Source organism: Vibrio splendidus 12E03 (genome assembly GCF_000272105.2).
In the GTDB taxonomy this organism is placed as follows: Bacteria; Pseudomonadota; Gammaproteobacteria; order Enterobacterales; family Vibrionaceae; genus Vibrio; species Vibrio splendidus_I.
The window spans coordinates 1-16,814 of sequence record NZ_AJZD02000063.1 but is presented as its reverse complement, the minus strand read 5'-3'; the positions used below and the strand labels follow the sequence as shown (position 1 = coordinate 16,814).

Sequence of the window (16,814 nt, the reverse complement as noted above, 5' to 3'; positions counted from 1 at the left end):
GCTCTGCTTTTGCTTCTGCTTGCTCTGCTTCGACTTTTGCTTGATTTGTATCACTCTTTACTTCGTCTAGCTCTTTCTGAGTATTATCTAAATTTTGTCGAAGTTCTTTTATTGAAAAGGCCATATTTTCAGCCGCCGAACAGATTTTTTGATAGTAATCCATTTCTTCAATGTAGTTAGTTGCTGTTGTTGGTGTCCAACCCAAAATATCTTTATTCAGTGAATCTAACCCTAGCACCCAAAATGAACGATAACATGCTCCACCAAAGTCTTCCTTGTACAGATTCCTATTATAGTATTCGTCTACCGCACCACAAGCTGAACGAAGTTCTGGCTCAGCTTCTTTAATAAAGTGCATTTTCATTAGCGACTGCCACCAATCCAAACGACCATGCTCAAAGCGCACAAATGGAATCGCTTGCGAGTTAGCAATTTCATTTACAAAATCTACTCGTGGTAAGCCTTCATCAATATGCTCTTTAAGCCAAATGAAATCTATGTCTAGAAGTCTTTTAAATGTTTCATTCGTTTCCACTTCAACCTGTGTGGTCATCCCGTTATCTATAGGGCAAGCTAAAATAAATGCCGTTTTTGAAACCCTGTAACACTCGTTAATAAATTTTTCACGCAAGGCTAGAGGCACGTGCTCTAAAACATCTGTTGAAACTACGAAGTCAAACTCATCATCACTAAAAGGCAAGTCTGTCGCATCTGCTTTTATAAAAGTTACGTCACTTGGTACGGGCTGCTCATTAATATCAGTAAAAACAATATCAGCTTGAGGGATAAATTCTCTTAACTTGCAATGAGCATTAGCACCGACTTCTAAAACCTTTACTTTCTTATCTTGCGTTAATCCAGTAATTATTTTTTTTACTGTGTAATATCTTTGAAATTGATCAAAAGGGGAGGTGTAAATACTCATTTTACTATTTTCCATTTATGCTCAATATACATCAAGCCTTCGCTAATATAGTTTGATTCGACTGTGAAAGTTGTGATTGCTGGATGGTAATCAATAGCCACCAACCCTTTTTCTGTAAATACGCCAACATCAAAAATGAAGCTACCTGGTAGTAAAGGTAATTTAGGAATTTGGTAACAGATCGTATGTTTACCTTTGGTGTTAGGTATATCTATACCTTCTAAATGCGTATTTGGGCCAAATATATACTCTTTTGTGGCTGAATAAATTGCAGCCCCAACTAATAGCCCCTCTACCTTGTTATCATACACTTCATATTCAATCGTTAAGTTTAAGGGCTCTCGTGGCTCATAAACAGATTTATCTAAACTTGTTGAAATGATTTTAACGGGTAGGACAGGCTGAACATCTGAGGCCGTCGTTACGGACTGGTTAGTTTTTTCAGATTGCACCTTTTCAACTGTGCTACCGCTCAGACTATTTACATTCGCTCCTGCTGTCCCTTCATTATCAACTATCTTATTCGCTGCCTCTCCAACACTCATGTATTCACGGTACAGATCACAAACCCGTGAGGAGGTGCCGTTAGCACGCAATTTACCTTTATCTAACCAAATGGCTTTGTTACAAAAGCGTTTTACTTGCTCTGGAGAATGAGAAACAAACAGTACTGTGGTTCCTTTTTCTTTCATCTGCTCCATGTGCTTTAGGCATTTCATTTGAAAGCGGATATCTCCCACAGCAAGAGCTTCATCAATAATCAGTAGTTCTGGATCAGTATGAACGGCAACAGCAAATGCCAATCTGACATACATACCTGATGAATAGGTTTTTACGGGCCGACCAATGAAGTCGCCAATATCGGCAAAGGCGATTATCGCATCGTATTTAGAATCTATCTCTTCTTTTGATAGGCCTAAAATTGTCGCATTCATATAAACATTTTCTTTGCCTGTAAACTCGGGATTAAACCCGGCTCCAAGCTCAAGTAAAGCAGCTATTCTCCCCTTGGTTACCATAGAGCCCGAACTAGCAGTCAATGTACCCGTAAGTAGTTGTAAGAGAGTCGACTTACCTGCTCCATTATGACCAAGTACGCCAACCGAGTCCCCTTTGATAACATCAAAAGATATATCACTTAGGGCGGAAAATTCACGATAATACTTTCGTTTTCCACGCATTAGCATTTGCATTAATCTATCGCGTGGTTTTTCATATATATGGTAAGATTTTGTAAGGTTTTTTACACTTACCGCGATATTAGAGGACATCTGCAAATCCTTTTCTGGTTTTCTGGAAAAAAACAAAACCGATATACGAAATTAAAAGGCTTAATATATATGCCGTCATCAACGGTAACAACGAAGGAATATTGCCAAAAATAACAACAGCTCTTGCCTCTTCAATAAAATAAGCTAATGGATTCAAGGCTAGAAACGGCTGAATACTCTCAGGTAATGCTGATAACGGGAAGAACAGCGGCGAGGTGAACATTAAAACCGTCGTAACAATCCCCATTAGTTGGCCTAAGTCTCTTAAATAGACTCCAGCAGCGGCCAACAACCAGCAAAACCCCATCAGCCCGAATAAAAATGGTGCAAGTACTAATGGCAAAAGGCTCATCGTCCATGGTATATAGCCCAACACAGCCAGTTGCGCTATAGATAGAACTAGTAAACTAATCAAACCATGAAACACTGCATTTGCAATAGCAATCCAAGGAAGTATTTCTAAGGGAAACACTATTTTTTTCACATAATTAGTATTACTCAACATTAACATTGGAGCTCTATTAACACATTCAGCGAATATGTTAAAGACAATCATGCCAGTGAAAAGGATAATGGCAAACTCTCCTTTGCCTCCACCTAAGTCTGAATCCCACTTCGCTTTAAAAACGACAGAAAAGACAAAAGTATATACAGTTAGCATTAGCAGTGGGTTCAAGAAAGACCATGCTAGGCCCATCATAGACCCTTTGTACCGACCTATAATCTCTCGATAAGTCATTTTAATTATTAGATCACGGTAAAGCCATGCACTACGTAAAAGGGCTTTTGGTGAAGCCGAATTGGAGTTTGGGGTGTTCATAGAATAAATCAACCAAAAATAAAGAGGGAAAAATCCGCTATTAAAAATGCGGCGATTCAATAAACTTAAGACCACCCAGATCTTTTTGAGAAAGCTCTGGCGCTTTCATTGCAATTAGTGGCCAATCAATATTTAAGGTAACATCATCCCACTTAATGGATACTTCAGCGCTTGGGTTATAATAATCTGTACATTTATAAACAAATTCTGCTTCATCACTTGTCACATAAAAGCCATGTGCGAACCCTTCCGGCACCCAAAGTTGTCGTTTGTTCTCTGCGGACAAAAACTCACCAACCCATTGACCAAAAGTTGGTGAGCCTTTTCGAATATCGACTGCTACATCAAACACTTCGCCTGAAACGACTCTTACCAACTTACCTTGAGTATTCTCTGTTTGGTAATGCAAACCACGTAAAATACCTTTCGTAGATTTAGAGTGATTATCTTGAACGAACTGCGTCGGTTTACCTGTCACTAGTTCTTCAAATTTATTTTGATTCCAAGTCTCCATAAAAAAACCACGTTCATCGCCAAACACACTTGGCTCTATAATTTTCACATCAGGAATACGGGTATCGATTACTTTCATTATTTTATCCTGTATAAGCTTGAATATTGCTTAAAGCAGCCTTCCAATCACTAGCTTCAACAGAGAAGCAAGCAGTTATTTTCTCGTTACTTAAGCGAGAATTACTTGGACGTTTTGCTGGTGTTGGATATTGGTCAGTAGTAATACTTGTTAAGTTAGGTTTATTTGCAAGAACCTCTTGCTCAACTGCAATATCAAAAATCGAATCAGCAAAATCAAACCAGCTCACATGAGGCAAGCCTGAATAATGATAAACACCAAACTCAACCTCATCATCTTGGCTAATGCACTGTGCAATTTGAACCAATGCATTGGCAATATCGCCAGCATAAGTCGGCCCACCAAACTGATCACCAACAATACTTAATGCGTCTCTATTTTCCCCTAAACGCAGCATTGTTTTTACGAAATTATTGCCGCTTTCACCAAACACCCACGCTGTACGAAGGATAATATGTTTATCACACGCCTCGGCAACGGCGATTTCACCGGCGAGCTTACTTTTACCGTAAACCCCTTGCGGGTTTGTAGCATCCATTTCTATATACTCGCCCGCTTTATTGCCTTCAAAGACATAATCCGTCGAAATATGCAACATTGCAGCACCAACACTTTGCGCGGCTTCAGCTAGGTATTTGGGACCATCGCGGTTAATGGCATAAGATAGTTCCACTTCCTCTTCAGCCTTATCAACCGCAGTATGAGCAGCAGCATTGATAATGATGGTAGGCTGAAACTCAGTAATCGCCGCATTGACAGCCTCGTGACGGGTAATATCAAGATGCTCTCTATCAAGCGCTAGAACTACTATATTATCATGATTTGCTAACAGCTTAGTTAGGCACGAGCCAACTTGACCGTGGCAACCGGTAATCAATACACGCATTAAATCGACGCCTTCATTTTAGTTTCACTTATCAAGCGCGTTAAATACTGGCCGTATTCATTTTTCATCATTGGCTTAGCTAACATCAATACTTCCTCATCACTCAACCAACCGTTACGCCAAGCGATTTCCTCCAAACAAGCCACTTTTAAACCCTGTACGTTCTCTATAGTTTGTACAAAAGAAGAAGCTTCATGAAGACTTTCGTGTGTACCGGTATCTAACCATGCAAAACCACGACCGAGTAGCTCTACATTTAGCGAGCCATCATTTAAGTACATTTCATTGAGTGTCGTAATTTCTAGCTCACCACGATGAGATGGCTTCACTTGCTTCGCCATTTCAACCACTCGATTGTCGTAGAAATACAAACCTGTAACGGCATAATTAGATTTGGGGGTTTCTGGTTTTTCTTCAATCGAAATAGCTTTCATATCTTCATCAAATTCAACCACACCAAAACGCTCTGGGTCTTTCACTTGGTAGCCAAACACAGTAGCACCCGAGTCTCTTGAAGCAGCACTTTGTAGTGTTTTTGAAAAAGACTGACCATAGAAGATGTTGTCACCCAGCACTAAACACACACTGTCATCACCAATAAACTCTTCACCGATGATAAACGCTTGTGCTAGGCCGTCTGGACTTGGTTGAATCGCGTATTCAAGGTTAATACCGAAATCAGAGCCATCACCCAGTAAACGTTGGAAGCCCGCATTGTCTTCCGGTGTGGTAATGATTAAAATATCTTTAATGCCCGCGAGCATTAATGTCGAGATTGGGTAAAACACCATCGGCTTATCGTAGATTGGGAGCAATTGCTTAGATACGCCGCGCGTCAATGGGTATAAACGTGTGCCAGAGCCACCAGCTAATACAATACCTTTCATTATTTACTTTCCTTTAATTCAGCTGTTTCTACACCCAAACGCTCACGTTGGTAACTACCATCTTGCACATTTTGACACCACTTAGCATTATCTAGGTACCATTGTACTGTTTTACGAAGACCCGTTTCGAAAGTCTCCTCCGGTGTCCAACCCAATTCACGTTGCATTTTAGATGAGTCAATAGCATAGCGACGGTCATGACCTGGGCGGTCTTGAACATACGTGATCTGCTCTGCATACGCTGACTCTTTCGGTACCAACGTATCTAAGATGTCACAAATCGTGTTCACCACTTCGAGGTTTTTCTTCTCGTTGTGGCCGCCAATATTGTAGGTCTCACCCACTTTACCTTCAGTCACGACTTTGTAGAGCGCTCGAGCGTGATCTTCTACAAACAACCAGTCACGAATCTGGTCACCTTTACCGTAGATAGGAAGATCTTTTCCTTCTAGAGCATTCAAGATGACAAGTGGTATCAATTTTTCAGGAAAATGGTATGGCCCATAGTTATTTGAGCAATTAGTGACAATAGTTGGCAGGCCATAAGTACGAAGCCACGCACGTACCAAATGGTCACTTGATGCTTTTGAAGCAGAGTAAGGGCTAGAGGGTTCATAAGATGTCGTCTCCAAGAACATTGGTAGCTCAGCACCTTCTGGAACCTCATCTGGGTGAGGAAGGTCACCATACACTTCATCAGTCGAGATATGATGAAAACGAAATTCTGCTTTTGCACGGTCTTCAAGCGAATTCCAGTATTCGCGAGTCGCTTCTAGTAACGTATATGTGCCAACTATATTTGTTTCAATAAATGCGGCTGGGCCAGTGATTGAACGGTCAACATGCGATTCAGCCGCTAGGTGCATGACAGCATCTGGTTTGTGCTCAGCGAACACTCGGTCAAGCTCTGAACGATTACAAATATCCACTTGCTCGAACACATAGCGCTCATTCGAATCCACTTCTATAAGAGATTCTAAGTTACCGGCATAAGTGAGCTTATCAACGTTTACCACACTGTCCGTTGTATTATTTATAATGTGACGTATAACTGCTGAGCCGATAAAACCAGCGCCACCGGTGACTAATATCTTCACAAAAACTCCTAAAATATAGCTTTAAAATCAAAAAAACTAACACGTACGAGTAATCTCCATCAGGCATGCTACCGCCCTTTGGTCACAAAGCGAAAACCACACTACGCATTCAAACTCTAAAATGTAAATTTCTCTATTATCTATGTATCAATGAATATAATCAAAAAAAAAATCCAGTTATGTGCTCGGATAAGCTAACTCTATGTACACCAAACCCAAAATCTCGCTATACTCCTGACCTATAGTTTTTCGCCCAATAACGAATAAGAGTTCAAGATATGCAAGAGTTAGTTCCATTTGTTCAAGAGAATATGATTTTAGCCATCGTATGGATCGGCTTGGTTGTTGCCATCATTGCGAACGTTATCAAGACATCAAACGCAGCTTATAAAGAGATCACGGCAGCGCAAACCACACACATGATTAACCGCGAAAACGGTGTTGTGGTTGATATTCGTACTAAGGATGAGTTCAAGAAAGGCCATATTACGGACGCAGTTCACATTTTGCCGTCAGATATCAAAGCAAATAACTTTGGTAGCCTTGAAAGTCACAAAGCAGACCCAATCATCGTAGTATGCAAGACGGGTCAAACCGCTCAAGAAAGCGCGAACTTGCTGGTTAAAGCAGGTTTCGAAAACGTAAGCGTGCTGAAAAGCGGCTTAGTGGCTTGGAGCGAAGCTAACCTTCCTTTGGTTAAAGGTAAGAAATAAGCTGACCGAGTAAAACGATATTACTTTAGGGCTTTGTTCGACTGATATGATGAACAGAGCCTAATTATAAATTTTTAAGGACAAGAAAATGGCTGAAGCAGCACAACAAGACGCACAACAGAACTTCGCAATCCAACGTATTTTCCTAAAAGACGTCTCTTTCGAAGCGCCAAACTCTCCAGATATGTTTCAAAAAGAGTGGAACCCAGATGTAAAACTGGACCTAGACACTCAAAGCCGTGAGCTTGGCGAAGGCGTTTACGAAGTTATCCTACGTCTAACTGTTACTGTTACTGTTACTGTTACTGTTAAGAATGCAGAAGACACAGCGTTCCTTTGTGAAGTTCAACAAGGTGGTATTTTCTCTGCAAGCGAAATGGAAGCTGGCCAACTGGCACATTGCCTAGGTGCATTCTGCCCGAACATCCTGTTCCCATACGCGCGTGAAACAATTTCTAGCCTAGTGGTTAAAGGTACGTTCCCACAACTGAACCTAGCTCCAGTAAATTTTGATGCTTTGTTCATGAACTACCTACAAAACCAAGCTCAACAAGCTGAAGGCGAACAGGCTTAAGTCTCAAAGTAGAACTTAGCTCTAACGTTTCAAGCGCTAGTTAGCTTTTAAATGCACATCGTAACTTCTGCGATGTGCATTTTTTCTTTACACTGTACTAAGATTGAAAGCTCTTCCTATTTTAGTGGATAGCTTTTTCAGAACTCTTCGATTTCCCTCATTATTTTTAGGTGGAAGCATGACAGAAACAACTCGCCCGACGAACACGACAGACGCTTACGATAAAGACAGCGCTTACGGCAAAGAGATTGCCATGACTGTCATTGGCGCAGGCTCTTACGGGACATCTTTAGCGATATCTCTAGCGCGTAACGGTGCCAATGTTGTTCTTTGGGGACATGATCCTGTTCATATGAATCGCCTTGAATCAGAGCGTGCGAACAACGAGTTTCTACCAAATATAGAATTCCCAGAAAGTCTGATCATTGAATCTGACTTAGAAAAAGCAATAACTTCAAGCCGAGACCTTTTGCTTGTTGTACCGAGCCACGTATTCGGCGTCGTGCTTAACAGCGTTAAACCTTACTTAGCCTCAGACTCTCGCATCTGTTGGGCGACCAAAGGCTTAGAGCCTGAAACCGGTCGTTTACTTAAAGATGTCGCGCATGATGTTCTTGGTGATGGCTACTCATTGGCAGTTCTATCTGGCCCTACTTTTGCCAAAGAGCTTGCGATGGGTATGCCGACCGCAATTTCAGTTGCCTCGCCTGACGAAAACTTCCTAAAAGAGCTACAAGAAAAAATTCACTGCGGCAAAACATTCCGCGTGTATGCAAACTCAGATTTCATTGGTATGCAGCTGGGTGGCGCGGTTAAAAACGTTATCGCGATTGGTGCTGGCATGTCGGATGGTATTGGCTTCGGTGCTAATGCACGTACCGCACTCATCACTCGCGGCTTGGCTGAAATGAGCCGATTAGGTGCTGCTCTTGGCGCGCAACCAGAAACCTTCATGGGTATGGCAGGGTTAGGCGACCTAGTACTAACCTGTACTGATAACCAATCACGTAACCGTCGCTTTGGTTTGGCGCTTGGCGCAGGTAAAGATGTAGATACCGCACAAGAAGAAATTGGCCAAGTCGTTGAAGGTTATCGCAACACCAAAGAAGTTTGGTTATTATCAGAACGCATGGGCGTCGAGATGCCAATTGTTGAACAAATTTATCAAGTGCTGTATCAAGGGAAAGATGCACACCTGGCAGCGCAAGATCTGCTTGCTCGAGACAAGAAGTCAGAAAGATAACGAGAGCAGATGCGGGATTCGAGATGCTTGTAACGAAAAGATTAAGAGCACACTCAAGATCGGTTTTTCGAAGCCCATGACTCTAATCTGCTCTTTCGCTCTTCGAATCTAGCATCTCGCCACACGTATCTGGTTTATAAAAATGGATGATAAAATGAAACACTGTGAACAACAAAAAGTTTGGCAATGCATTGTGAAGGAAGCTCGACAACAGTCAGAGCAAGAACCTATGCTCGCGAGTTTTTATCATGCCACCATTATCAACCACGAAAGTTTAGGCGCTGCACTCAGTTATATTCTCGCAAACAAGTTAAAGACGGCTTCAATGCCCGCAATGGCAGTCCGTGAAGTGGTTGAGCAAGCATTTAAGCAAGATCAATCGATTATTGATGCGGCTGCTTGTGATATCTGCGCGACGGTAAATCGAGATCCTGCGGTCGAGATGTACTCGATGCCTCTGCTTTATCTGAAAGGCTACCACGCTTTGCAAGGTTACCGAGTGGCTAACTGGCTATGGAAGCAAGGGCGTATTGCGCTTGCTACTTACCTACAGAACCAAATTTCGGTTGCTTGCCAAGTGGATATTCACCCAGCCGCTCGTATCGGTAAAGCGATCATGCTCGACCACGCCACCGGTATCGTGATTGGTGAGACGGCGGTAGTCGAAAATGACGTGTCGATTCTTCAAGACGTGACCCTTGGCGGTACAGGTAAAGAAGGCGGTGACCGACACCCTAAAATCCGAGAAGGTGTAATGATCGGTGCCGGCGCTAAAATACTTGGCAATATTGAAGTGGGTGAAGGCGCGAAAATTGGTTCTTGCTCTGTGGTTCTTCAAGCCGTTCCGCCTCATACGACTGTCGCTGGTGTTCCTGCAAAAATTGTTGGAAAACCGAAAACTGACAAGCCGTCTTTGGATATGGATCAGGGGTTTAACGGTCGCTCTCAGAACTTCATCCATGGTGATGGGATTTAAGAGCAGATACGGGATGCGAGTAACCGAGATGCGAAGAGTTTACAAGCAGATGCGTGATTCGAGTAACCGAGATACGAAGAGCTTAAAAGCAGATTCGGGATGCGAGTAACCGAGATGCGAAGAGCTTAAAAGCAGATGCGGGATTCGATTCAGCAAAATTCGAAAAATTAAGAGCAGATGAATACAACTAAATGACGATAATGATGAAAAAAATTCGAGCCATTAGCCGGACTCTTCTGATATCTACCAGCCTTTGCGCTGCTCTGTTATCTACATCGTCATTTGCCGCCTCTCAGGGGGAACTGAAAGGCGTATCAAGCGAAATATCTCGCCAACAAAAAAACCTTTCCTCACAGCAGAAAAAACTCGATAGCCTACAGGCAAACCTCAAGAAACAAGAGCTGTCGATTGTGTCGCTTGAAAAGGCGATTCTAGACAGTAAAAAGCAACTCAATACCGCTAATGCAAATCTTGCCAACTTAGACACCAAGATTAAAGCGCTTACGGCTCAGAAAAAAATCCATACCGACAAGTTAGAGCAACTGATTCAAACTTACTACATGACAAGTCGAGCTAAAGCGTCTTCTCACATCCTCAACACTGGTGTGGAAGAAGATCGCATCAGTCACTATTACCAACACCTTGCCAAAGCGCGATCTGCAACAATCAAAACGATTGAACAGACACAACTTGAGTTAGAAGAAAGTCACAAGCAACGCCAACTCGAGCAAGAACAGATAGCAACACTGCTAAAACAGCAAACCACCAAGCGCGATACGTTAGCCAAAACCCAAACACAACGTAAGAAAACAGTTGGTAGCATCAAGAAAAACATCTCGGGTGACAAGAATTACCTGGCAGAGCTTCAGCGCAATGAAACTCGCCTGAAAGCCGAAATTGCGAAAGCAGAAAAAGCAGCTCGAGAACGACGTAATGCAGTCCCGATGGATGGCCTAGCAAAACACAAAGGTAAGCTCCCTTGGCCGATCAAAGATAAAGTTCTACATAGCTACGGTTCTCGCCAAACGGGTCAAATCAACTGGAAAGGCATGGTGATCAACGCCAAGTACGGTCAGCAGGTGAAGTCGGTTTACTCAGGCACGGTGGTATTTGCCGAGTATCTGCGCGGTTATGGTTTAGTGGTTCTTCTCGACCATGGTAAAGGTGATATGACGCTCTATGGCTTTAACCAAGCACTACTAAAGAAAGAAGGTGACAAAGTTAAAGCGGGTGAAGCGATTGCGCTTGCTGGTGACACTGGCGGCCAAACTCGCCCATCTCTGTATTTTGAAATTCGCAGAAACAGCCAAGCTCAAAACCCAAAGAGTTGGTTGGTTAGGTAAAATCAGATACGGGATGCGCGTAAACGAGATGCGAAGAGCTTGAAAGCAGATACAAGATCAGAGTTAAACGTTACATGAAAAACGCTAGCCTAGTCGTCGCTCTACCCTGCTTTTCGTATCTCGAATCTCGGTTACTCGCATCTGATTTTATAGATCTTCGTTACTCGAATCTTTCTATTTAGAGTTCAACGCCCTCACACCATCTTCCAATAATGTCAGTTGCTCGAAGCCTTGTGTTGTTGCAATCGGTTTGACGGTCGCTATCATCTGTAGCATTCCTTGATGAACGACTTGCTCGGTAATTTGAGCTTTTGGAGACATAGCAGATTGATACGCTAACCAACCTGATGCGATCAAGTGAAGAGAAGTGACCATCGACTTCATTTCCGCATCCGTTGCTTTTAGCAAGTTCAACTCAACGAAGGCTCTCATGATATCGACAAGGTTAGTTTGCAATCTTTCTTGCACGGCCATGTAATCAAGGTGGAGTTTTTCATCACGTGACAATATTTCAGGCAGATTCGCATAGAAGAATCGGTACTTCCACATCAATGTAAAGATAGAATCTAAGTAGGTCTTTAGTAGCGTCAGGCTTTCTTGCTGGCCTTGAATCGGCGTGAACCTTTCAAGCAACTCTGCTGAATAGAGAGTGAAGATATCACGGACAATTTCTTGTTTGTTGCGGAAGTGGTAGTAGAGATTACCAGGGCTAATTTCGATATGCTCAGCAATATGATTGGTCGTAATACTGCGCTCGCCGTGCTCATTAAAAAGCTCTAGAGCAGCATAAACAATCTTGTCACGTGTTTTCATTGGTAATAAGTGTCCCTATCCGTTTAGAGGTTCAGTATATCGCCACTAAACGGATAGATCGAGCTGTTAACATCTGGTCGAATTAGCAAGCGCTAAAATTCATCTTTAATCAATCACAGCTATAACCAACAGCTACTACAATCAGTCGCTGCCAAACAGGTCTCGTGTGTATACCTTATCGGCAACCTCTGAGATTTCATCAACCATTCTATTGGAAACAATCACATCTGATACGGCTTTGAACTCTGCCAAGTCAGAATAAACTTTCGAGTTAAAGAAGTGTTCTTCTTCTAATACAGGCTCGTACACAACCACTTCGATGCCTTTGGCTTTCAAACGCTTCATGATTCCTTGAATCGAAGAGGCGCGGAAATTGTCCGACCCTGCCTTCATGATCAAGCGATAGATGCCGACCACCTTAGGAGAACGTTTGATGATTGAATCCGCAATAAAATCTTTGCGAGTGCGGTTAGCATCAACAATCGCACCCACAATGTTGTTTGGTACATCTTGATAGTTAGCTAATAGCTGCTTGGTATCTTTCGGTAAGCAGTAACCACCATAACCAAATGAAGGGTTGTTGTAGTGGTTGCCAATGCGAGGGTCTAAGCCAACACCTTCGATGATCTGACGAGAATCCAAGCCATGCGCTTCCGCGTAAGAATCAAGCTCATTGAAATAAGAAACTCGCATCGCTAGATAAGTATTTGAGAATAACTTTACTGCTTCTGCTTCCGTTGAGTGAGTAAACAGTACGTCGATGTTTTCTTTTTCCGCACCTTCCACAAGAAGATTCGCAAACACTTTAGCGCGTTCAGAACATTCACCAACGATAATACGTGATGGGTGTAGATTATCGTACAGGGCCTTGCCTTCACGCAAAAACTCAGGTGAGAACATGACGTTTTCGCAGTTCAGCTCTTGCTTAATACGCTCGGTATAGCCAACCGGCACCGTTGATTTAATAACCATCACCGCATCAGGATTGATCTCCATGACGTCTTTGATGACTGATTCTACAGAGCTGGTATCAAAATAATTGTTTTTAGGGTCATAATCGGTAGGTGTAGCAATGATGACAAATTCAGCATTTTTGTAAGCGGCTTTATCCGTTGTTGCCATGAAGTTCAGCGTCTTATTTGATAGAAAGTGCTCAATCTCATTGTCTACAATCGGTGACTGCTTATTGTTTAGCATTGCCACTTTTTCATCGATGATATCTACCGCAATGACTTCATGATGTTGTGCCAAAAGCATAGCGTTTGATAGACCCACATACCCTGTACCGGCTACTGCAATCTTCATGATAATACCTATAGTTTTGAGTAATTAACTCAACATAATTTATAACTTAGCTTGCCGTATCATACTCTGGTTGGGGAATTATTCCACTAGCCCGCTTTATCCATTACTTGCTATACTGGTGACAGTTTTGTATTCAAAAGAGTTAGAAAATTATGATTATCGTAACGGGTGGTGCTGGCATGATTGGCAGCAATATTGTTAAGGCGCTTAATGAAGCGGGCCACAACGATATTCTAGTCGTCGACAACTTAAAAGATGGTAAGAAATTTAAGAACCTTGTAGACCTAGACATCACGGATTACATGGATCGTGATGACTTCCTAACTCAAGTTATGGCCGGTGATGATTTTGGTCATATTGAAGCTGTTTTCCATGAAGGTGCATGCTCTGCTACCACTGAGTGGGATGGCAAATACATGATGCTCAACAACTATGAATACTCAAAAGAGCTACTTCATTACTGTGTTGAACGTGAAATTCCTTTCTTGTATGCCTCTTCAGCTGCAACTTACGGTGAAACCGACACTTTCATTGAAGAGCGAGAGTACGAAGGTGCATTGAATGTCTACGGCTATTCAAAACAACAATTTGATAACTACGTTCGCCGCTTAACCGCGGATGCTGCAGCGCATAACGAAACGCTTCCACAAATCGTTGGCTTCCGTTATTTCAATGTTTACGGTCCACGCGAGCAACACAAAGGCAGCATGGCCTCTGTAGCTTTTCACCTGAACAACCAAATGAATGCAGGAGAGAACCCTAAACTGTTCGCAGGTAGCGAAACCTTCAAGCGTGATTTTGTGTATGTCGGTGATGTAGCAGCAGTAAACCTGTGGTTCTTAGAGAATGGGGTATCTGGCCTCTTTAATCTAGGTACTGGCAATGCTGAGTCGTTTGAAGAAGTCGCCAAGGCAGTTATCAAGCACCATGGTAAAGGCGAAATCGAAACGATTCCTTTCCCTGAGCATTTAAAAGGCGCTTACCAGGAATTCACTCAAGCAGACCTAACGAAGCTTCGCGGTACAGGTTGCGATATCGAGTTTAGAACAGTGGCAGATGGCGTTGCTGAGTACATGAAGATCGTAAACGCTTAACGGTATATTTCAGATTAGGACCAATAATACACCCTACTTTTAGCGTGTATTATTGAGAATGTCTAACGAATATAATCATTCCCAGAGTGACCGATATTAAGTTAACTCTCTGATTTAAATAATGTAGTGAATGAATGACCACACAACGCAATGATTTTGATCCAAAAGCTTACAATCCTGAGTTTGAATGGGGTTTTCTAGCACCTAAATACTGGGGAACTTGGATTGCTGTTCTGTTATCGTCTTTAGTCTGCTTCTTACCTAATAGCATTCGTTTAGCATTAGCTAAGTTTATGGCCAAGCAAGCTGTAAAAATTAAGAACAAGGCTAACCGCCGGGCTCGAGTGAACCTTGAGATGTGTTTCCCTGAGCAATCTATCGAAGAGCGCGAAGAAATTCTCTATCAGTCATACGTTACTTCCATCTCATTTTTGATGGGATTTGCTTCACTGACACTCAAGAGTAAAACTTGGCTAGAGAATAACACTTCGATAAACGGCCTGAGCAACCTAACCGATATTACAGACAGTGGCGAGAATGTGATCTTGCTGGTGCCACACACATGGGCTATCGATATCCCAGCGGTATTATTAGCTTCACGCAATTTACCTGTATCTGCGATGGCGAAAGCACAAAAAAACAAACTCAGTGACTGGCTAATGCACCGACAGCGCGTGCAATACGGCGGTCGTGTTTATGATCGCAGTGGTGGTATCAAACCTTTCATCAAGTCGGTACGTGATGGGTACCTGGGTTACTACCTCCCTGATGAAGATCTTGGCCGTGAGCACAGTGTCTTCGTTGACTTTTTCGCGACTCAAAAAGCAACTATCTCAGGCCTTGGTCGCCTATCAAAACTAAGTAAAGCTAAAATTGTGCCCTTGTTTGCTCAATACGATAGCAGTACAGGCCAATATGCCCTGGACTTCTACCCTGCTCTACCCTTCCCAACAGGAAGCGAAGAAGAGGACGCACGTATGATGAACCAATGTATTGAAAATTACGTGAGCAAAAACCCAGACCAATATATGTGGATCTTAAGGCTGCTTAAGACTCGCCCAGAAACCAATATCAACCCCTACAAGCAATGATTACCTTAAATATCTCACAAAAAAACAACAACTTGTTTAGCCTAATTATGCTTATAAGTATTTTGGGGTATTTCATGTTTAAAACATCTTATCGTTATCTTGGTGATGTCTTTCAAGCTCTACTATATCTAGGAACTTTAGGTGCTTTATACCTACATAAGGTCAATATTTTTAAGTGCCGTATAGTACAGCTTTTCTTGTTATCCATTTTCTTACAAACGATCAGTTGGTATAACTTACACCTATTAGATCCCACTTACCCCAATGAGCTATCACTTACTTGGTTGGGCTATTTATTTATATTTTTTACAGTTGCACTGTGGCTCAAAGGTAATCAAAAGAAAATAAATGCCACGATGCTTGCTTTCGTTTTCGGTACTATACTTACGTGCTTACTGCATTCTAAAAACATTCATGCCGACTATCTAAAGGTCATTAGTGGTATAAGAACTGACTATCACTTCATGAATGCAAACCATTCAGCAGCACTTCTCGCTACGTCTTTAGTCATAGTTACATATATGACTTCAAAGTTAGCGTCCAACATAAAGTATATGGGATTATTATTCCTCCTTTCAGCAATAATCGTTTTTCTATTGATGGGGACTCAGTCTCGTTCAGCTTATGTCGCGTTAGTCATACCATTTACTATTTTAGTTTACTACAGCAGTAAAAATACTAAGAAAAACTTAGCTTTTACTATTTCAATTGTTCTATTAGCGATTGGTAGCTTTATTTACTCCTCCATGCCTCGAGTAAGCTCCGAAGCTGAAGTTTTTCAAAAAAAATACGAACAGAATGTTGAAGTTAACAATGAAAAATTACGACCTATAACAGCTAAACCTAAGTTATCTTTAGCTCAGAAATCAGCAGAATTTAACCAAGAACCGGAACTAGTCGAGCATTTCAGTTTAAGAGAAAACATAGTTAAAAAATTAGACCATGTCTCGGATAATATACCTTATACCCCTGTAGGCTACCGCTTTCATTTTTGGATAGATACTGTTAAACAATCTCTATACAATCCAATTCTTGGTCTAGGAAACAATGCAAACAAATACATATTAGAACATTCCGATCACAAGAAAATATATAAAAAGAAAAAATTCAAACACCTTCATAATAGCTACATGGAGATAGTAGCGTCCTATGGCTTACTTGGTATAGTATTGGTAGGCTATTTA

At 41.9% G+C, this 16,814-nt stretch carries 17 protein-coding genes; 8 read left to right on the top strand and 9 right to left on the bottom strand.

What is annotated here, in order from left to right:
- The 7 genes from A142_RS05945 to rfbB all read right to left on the bottom strand — a co-directional run.
- Positions 1 to 940 (bottom strand): class I SAM-dependent methyltransferase (locus tag A142_RS05945; protein WP_139137160.1); only part of this gene is annotated, 940 nt, incomplete at its 3' end.
- Positions 922 to 2,196 carry an ABC transporter ATP-binding protein gene (locus A142_RS05940; RefSeq protein ID WP_019826656.1) on the bottom strand — a complete coding sequence of 425 codons (1,275 nt, stop codon included), beginning with the start codon at positions 2,194 to 2,196 and terminating at the stop codon, positions 922 to 924. The genes A142_RS05940 and A142_RS05945, both read right to left, overlap by 19 nt.
- A complete protein-coding gene (locus A142_RS05935; RefSeq protein WP_020628693.1) occupies positions 2,186 to 3,016 on the bottom strand; it encodes an ABC transporter permease in 831 nt (276 codons plus the stop codon). Before A142_RS05935 ends, A142_RS05940 begins: the two co-directional genes overlap by 11 nt.
- 40 nt (positions 3,017 to 3,056) lie before the next feature.
- Positions 3,057 to 3,608 carry a dTDP-4-dehydrorhamnose 3,5-epimerase gene (rfbC, locus tag A142_RS05930; protein ID WP_019826652.1) on the bottom strand — a complete coding sequence of 184 codons (552 nt, stop codon included), beginning with the start codon at positions 3,606 to 3,608 and terminating at the stop codon, positions 3,057 to 3,059.
- Between the two features lie 4 nt (positions 3,609 to 3,612).
- Entirely contained in the window at positions 3,613 to 4,494 is an 882-nt protein-coding gene (gene rfbD / locus A142_RS05925) for a dTDP-4-dehydrorhamnose reductase (RefSeq protein WP_019826650.1), read from the bottom strand.
- Entirely contained in the window at positions 4,494 to 5,381 is an 888-nt protein-coding gene (gene rfbA, locus A142_RS05920; protein ID WP_019826648.1) for a glucose-1-phosphate thymidylyltransferase RfbA, read from the bottom strand. Before rfbA ends, rfbD begins: the two co-directional genes overlap by 1 nt.
- Positions 5,381 to 6,478 (bottom strand): dTDP-glucose 4,6-dehydratase, encoded by a 1,098-nt coding sequence (gene rfbB / locus A142_RS05915; RefSeq protein WP_019826646.1) that lies wholly within the window; start codon positions 6,476 to 6,478, stop codon positions 5,381 to 5,383. The genes rfbA and rfbB overlap by 1 nt, the downstream gene beginning before the upstream one ends.
- Positions 6,479 to 6,756: 278 nt before the next feature.
- Between rfbB and A142_RS05910 the strand changes: the two genes are divergently transcribed.
- The 5 genes from A142_RS05910 (at position 6,757) to A142_RS05890 (ending at position 11,327) form a co-directional block, all read left to right on the top strand.
- Positions 6,757 to 7,191, top strand: coding sequence for a rhodanese-like domain-containing protein (locus A142_RS05910; protein WP_010433842.1), 435 nt, complete (start codon positions 6,757 to 6,759; stop codon positions 7,189 to 7,191).
- An 88-nt stretch (positions 7,192 to 7,279) separates the two neighbouring features.
- Positions 7,280 to 7,765, top strand: coding sequence for a protein-export chaperone SecB (gene secB, locus A142_RS05905; RefSeq protein ID WP_019826644.1), 486 nt, complete (start codon positions 7,280 to 7,282; stop codon positions 7,763 to 7,765).
- A gap of 178 nt (positions 7,766 to 7,943) precedes the next feature.
- Positions 7,944 to 9,008: an NAD(P)H-dependent glycerol-3-phosphate dehydrogenase gene (gene gpsA / locus A142_RS05900; RefSeq protein ID WP_029405741.1), complete on the top strand. Its 1,065-nt coding sequence runs from the start codon at positions 7,944 to 7,946 to the stop codon at positions 9,006 to 9,008.
- A 154-nt stretch (positions 9,009 to 9,162) separates the two neighbouring features.
- Complete coding sequence (cysE, locus tag A142_RS05895) at positions 9,163 to 9,984, top strand: serine O-acetyltransferase (RefSeq protein WP_009847961.1); 822 nt, start codon at positions 9,163 to 9,165, stop codon at positions 9,982 to 9,984.
- Between the two features lie 191 nt (positions 9,985 to 10,175).
- Positions 10,176 to 11,327: a murein hydrolase activator EnvC family protein gene (locus A142_RS05890; protein ID WP_019826641.1), complete on the top strand. Its 1,152-nt coding sequence runs from the start codon at positions 10,176 to 10,178 to the stop codon at positions 11,325 to 11,327.
- A gap of 174 nt (positions 11,328 to 11,501) precedes the next feature.
- Here A142_RS05890 and A142_RS05885 read toward each other — a convergent pair whose 3' ends face one another.
- Both A142_RS05885 and A142_RS05880 read right to left on the bottom strand, forming a co-directional pair.
- On the bottom strand, positions 11,502 to 12,140 hold the full coding sequence (locus A142_RS05885) for a TetR/AcrR family transcriptional regulator (protein ID WP_019826640.1): 639 nt from the start codon (positions 12,138 to 12,140) through the stop codon (positions 11,502 to 11,504).
- Between the two features lie 141 nt (positions 12,141 to 12,281).
- Positions 12,282 to 13,445, bottom strand: a complete 1,164-nt coding sequence (locus A142_RS05880) for a nucleotide sugar dehydrogenase (RefSeq protein ID WP_019826639.1) — start codon at positions 13,443 to 13,445, stop codon at positions 12,282 to 12,284.
- Positions 13,446 to 13,597: 152 nt separating this feature from the next.
- On the opposite strand from A142_RS05880, the gene rfaD reads away from it, so the two are divergent.
- The 3 genes from rfaD to A142_RS05865 form a co-directional block, all read left to right on the top strand.
- Complete coding sequence (gene rfaD, locus A142_RS05875) at positions 13,598 to 14,539, top strand: ADP-glyceromanno-heptose 6-epimerase (RefSeq protein WP_019826638.1); 942 nt, start codon at positions 13,598 to 13,600, stop codon at positions 14,537 to 14,539.
- 134 nt (positions 14,540 to 14,673) lie between these two features.
- Positions 14,674 to 15,630 (top strand): lauroyl-Kdo(2)-lipid IV(A) myristoyltransferase, encoded by a 957-nt coding sequence (gene lpxM / locus A142_RS05870; protein WP_019826637.1) that lies wholly within the window; start codon positions 14,674 to 14,676, stop codon positions 15,628 to 15,630.
- 74 nt (positions 15,631 to 15,704) lie between these two features.
- Positions 15,705 to 16,814 (top strand): O-antigen ligase family protein (locus A142_RS05865; RefSeq protein ID WP_158008800.1); only part of this gene is annotated, 1,110 nt, incomplete at its 3' end.

Bases quoted from the DNA above. Each gene is read 5' to 3' on its own strand.
- cysE (WP_009847961.1), top strand. From the start codon at position 9,163: ATGAAACACTGTGAACAACAAAAAGTTTGGCAATGCATTGTGAAGGAA.
- rfaD (WP_019826638.1), top strand. From the start codon at position 13,598: ATGATTATCGTAACGGGTGGTGCTGGCATGATTGGCAGCAATATTGTT.
- A142_RS05880 (WP_019826639.1), bottom strand. From the start codon at position 13,445: ATGAAGATTGCAGTAGCCGGTACAGGGTATGTGGGTCTATCAAACGCT.
- rfbA (WP_019826648.1), bottom strand. From the start codon at position 5,381: ATGAAAGGTATTGTATTAGCTGGTGGCTCTGGCACACGTTTATACCCA.
- rfbC (WP_019826652.1), bottom strand. From the start codon at position 3,608: ATGAAAGTAATCGATACCCGTATTCCTGATGTGAAAATTATAGAGCCA.
- secB (WP_019826644.1), top strand. From the start codon at position 7,280: ATGGCTGAAGCAGCACAACAAGACGCACAACAGAACTTCGCAATCCAA.
- A142_RS05935 (WP_020628693.1), bottom strand. From the start codon at position 3,016: ATGAACACCCCAAACTCCAATTCGGCTTCACCAAAAGCCCTTTTACGT.
- A142_RS05890 (WP_019826641.1), top strand. From the start codon at position 10,176: ATGACGATAATGATGAAAAAAATTCGAGCCATTAGCCGGACTCTTCTG.
- rfbD (WP_019826650.1), bottom strand. From the start codon at position 4,494: ATGCGTGTATTGATTACCGGTTGCCACGGTCAAGTTGGCTCGTGCCTA.
- A142_RS05940 (WP_019826656.1), bottom strand. From the start codon at position 2,196: ATGTCCTCTAATATCGCGGTAAGTGTAAAAAACCTTACAAAATCTTAC.
- A142_RS05885 (WP_019826640.1), bottom strand. From the start codon at position 12,140: ATGAAAACACGTGACAAGATTGTTTATGCTGCTCTAGAGCTTTTTAAT.
- A142_RS05910 (WP_010433842.1), top strand. From the start codon at position 6,757: ATGCAAGAGTTAGTTCCATTTGTTCAAGAGAATATGATTTTAGCCATC.
- gpsA (WP_029405741.1), top strand. From the start codon at position 7,944: ATGACAGAAACAACTCGCCCGACGAACACGACAGACGCTTACGATAAA.
- lpxM (WP_019826637.1), top strand. From the start codon at position 14,674: ATGACCACACAACGCAATGATTTTGATCCAAAAGCTTACAATCCTGAG.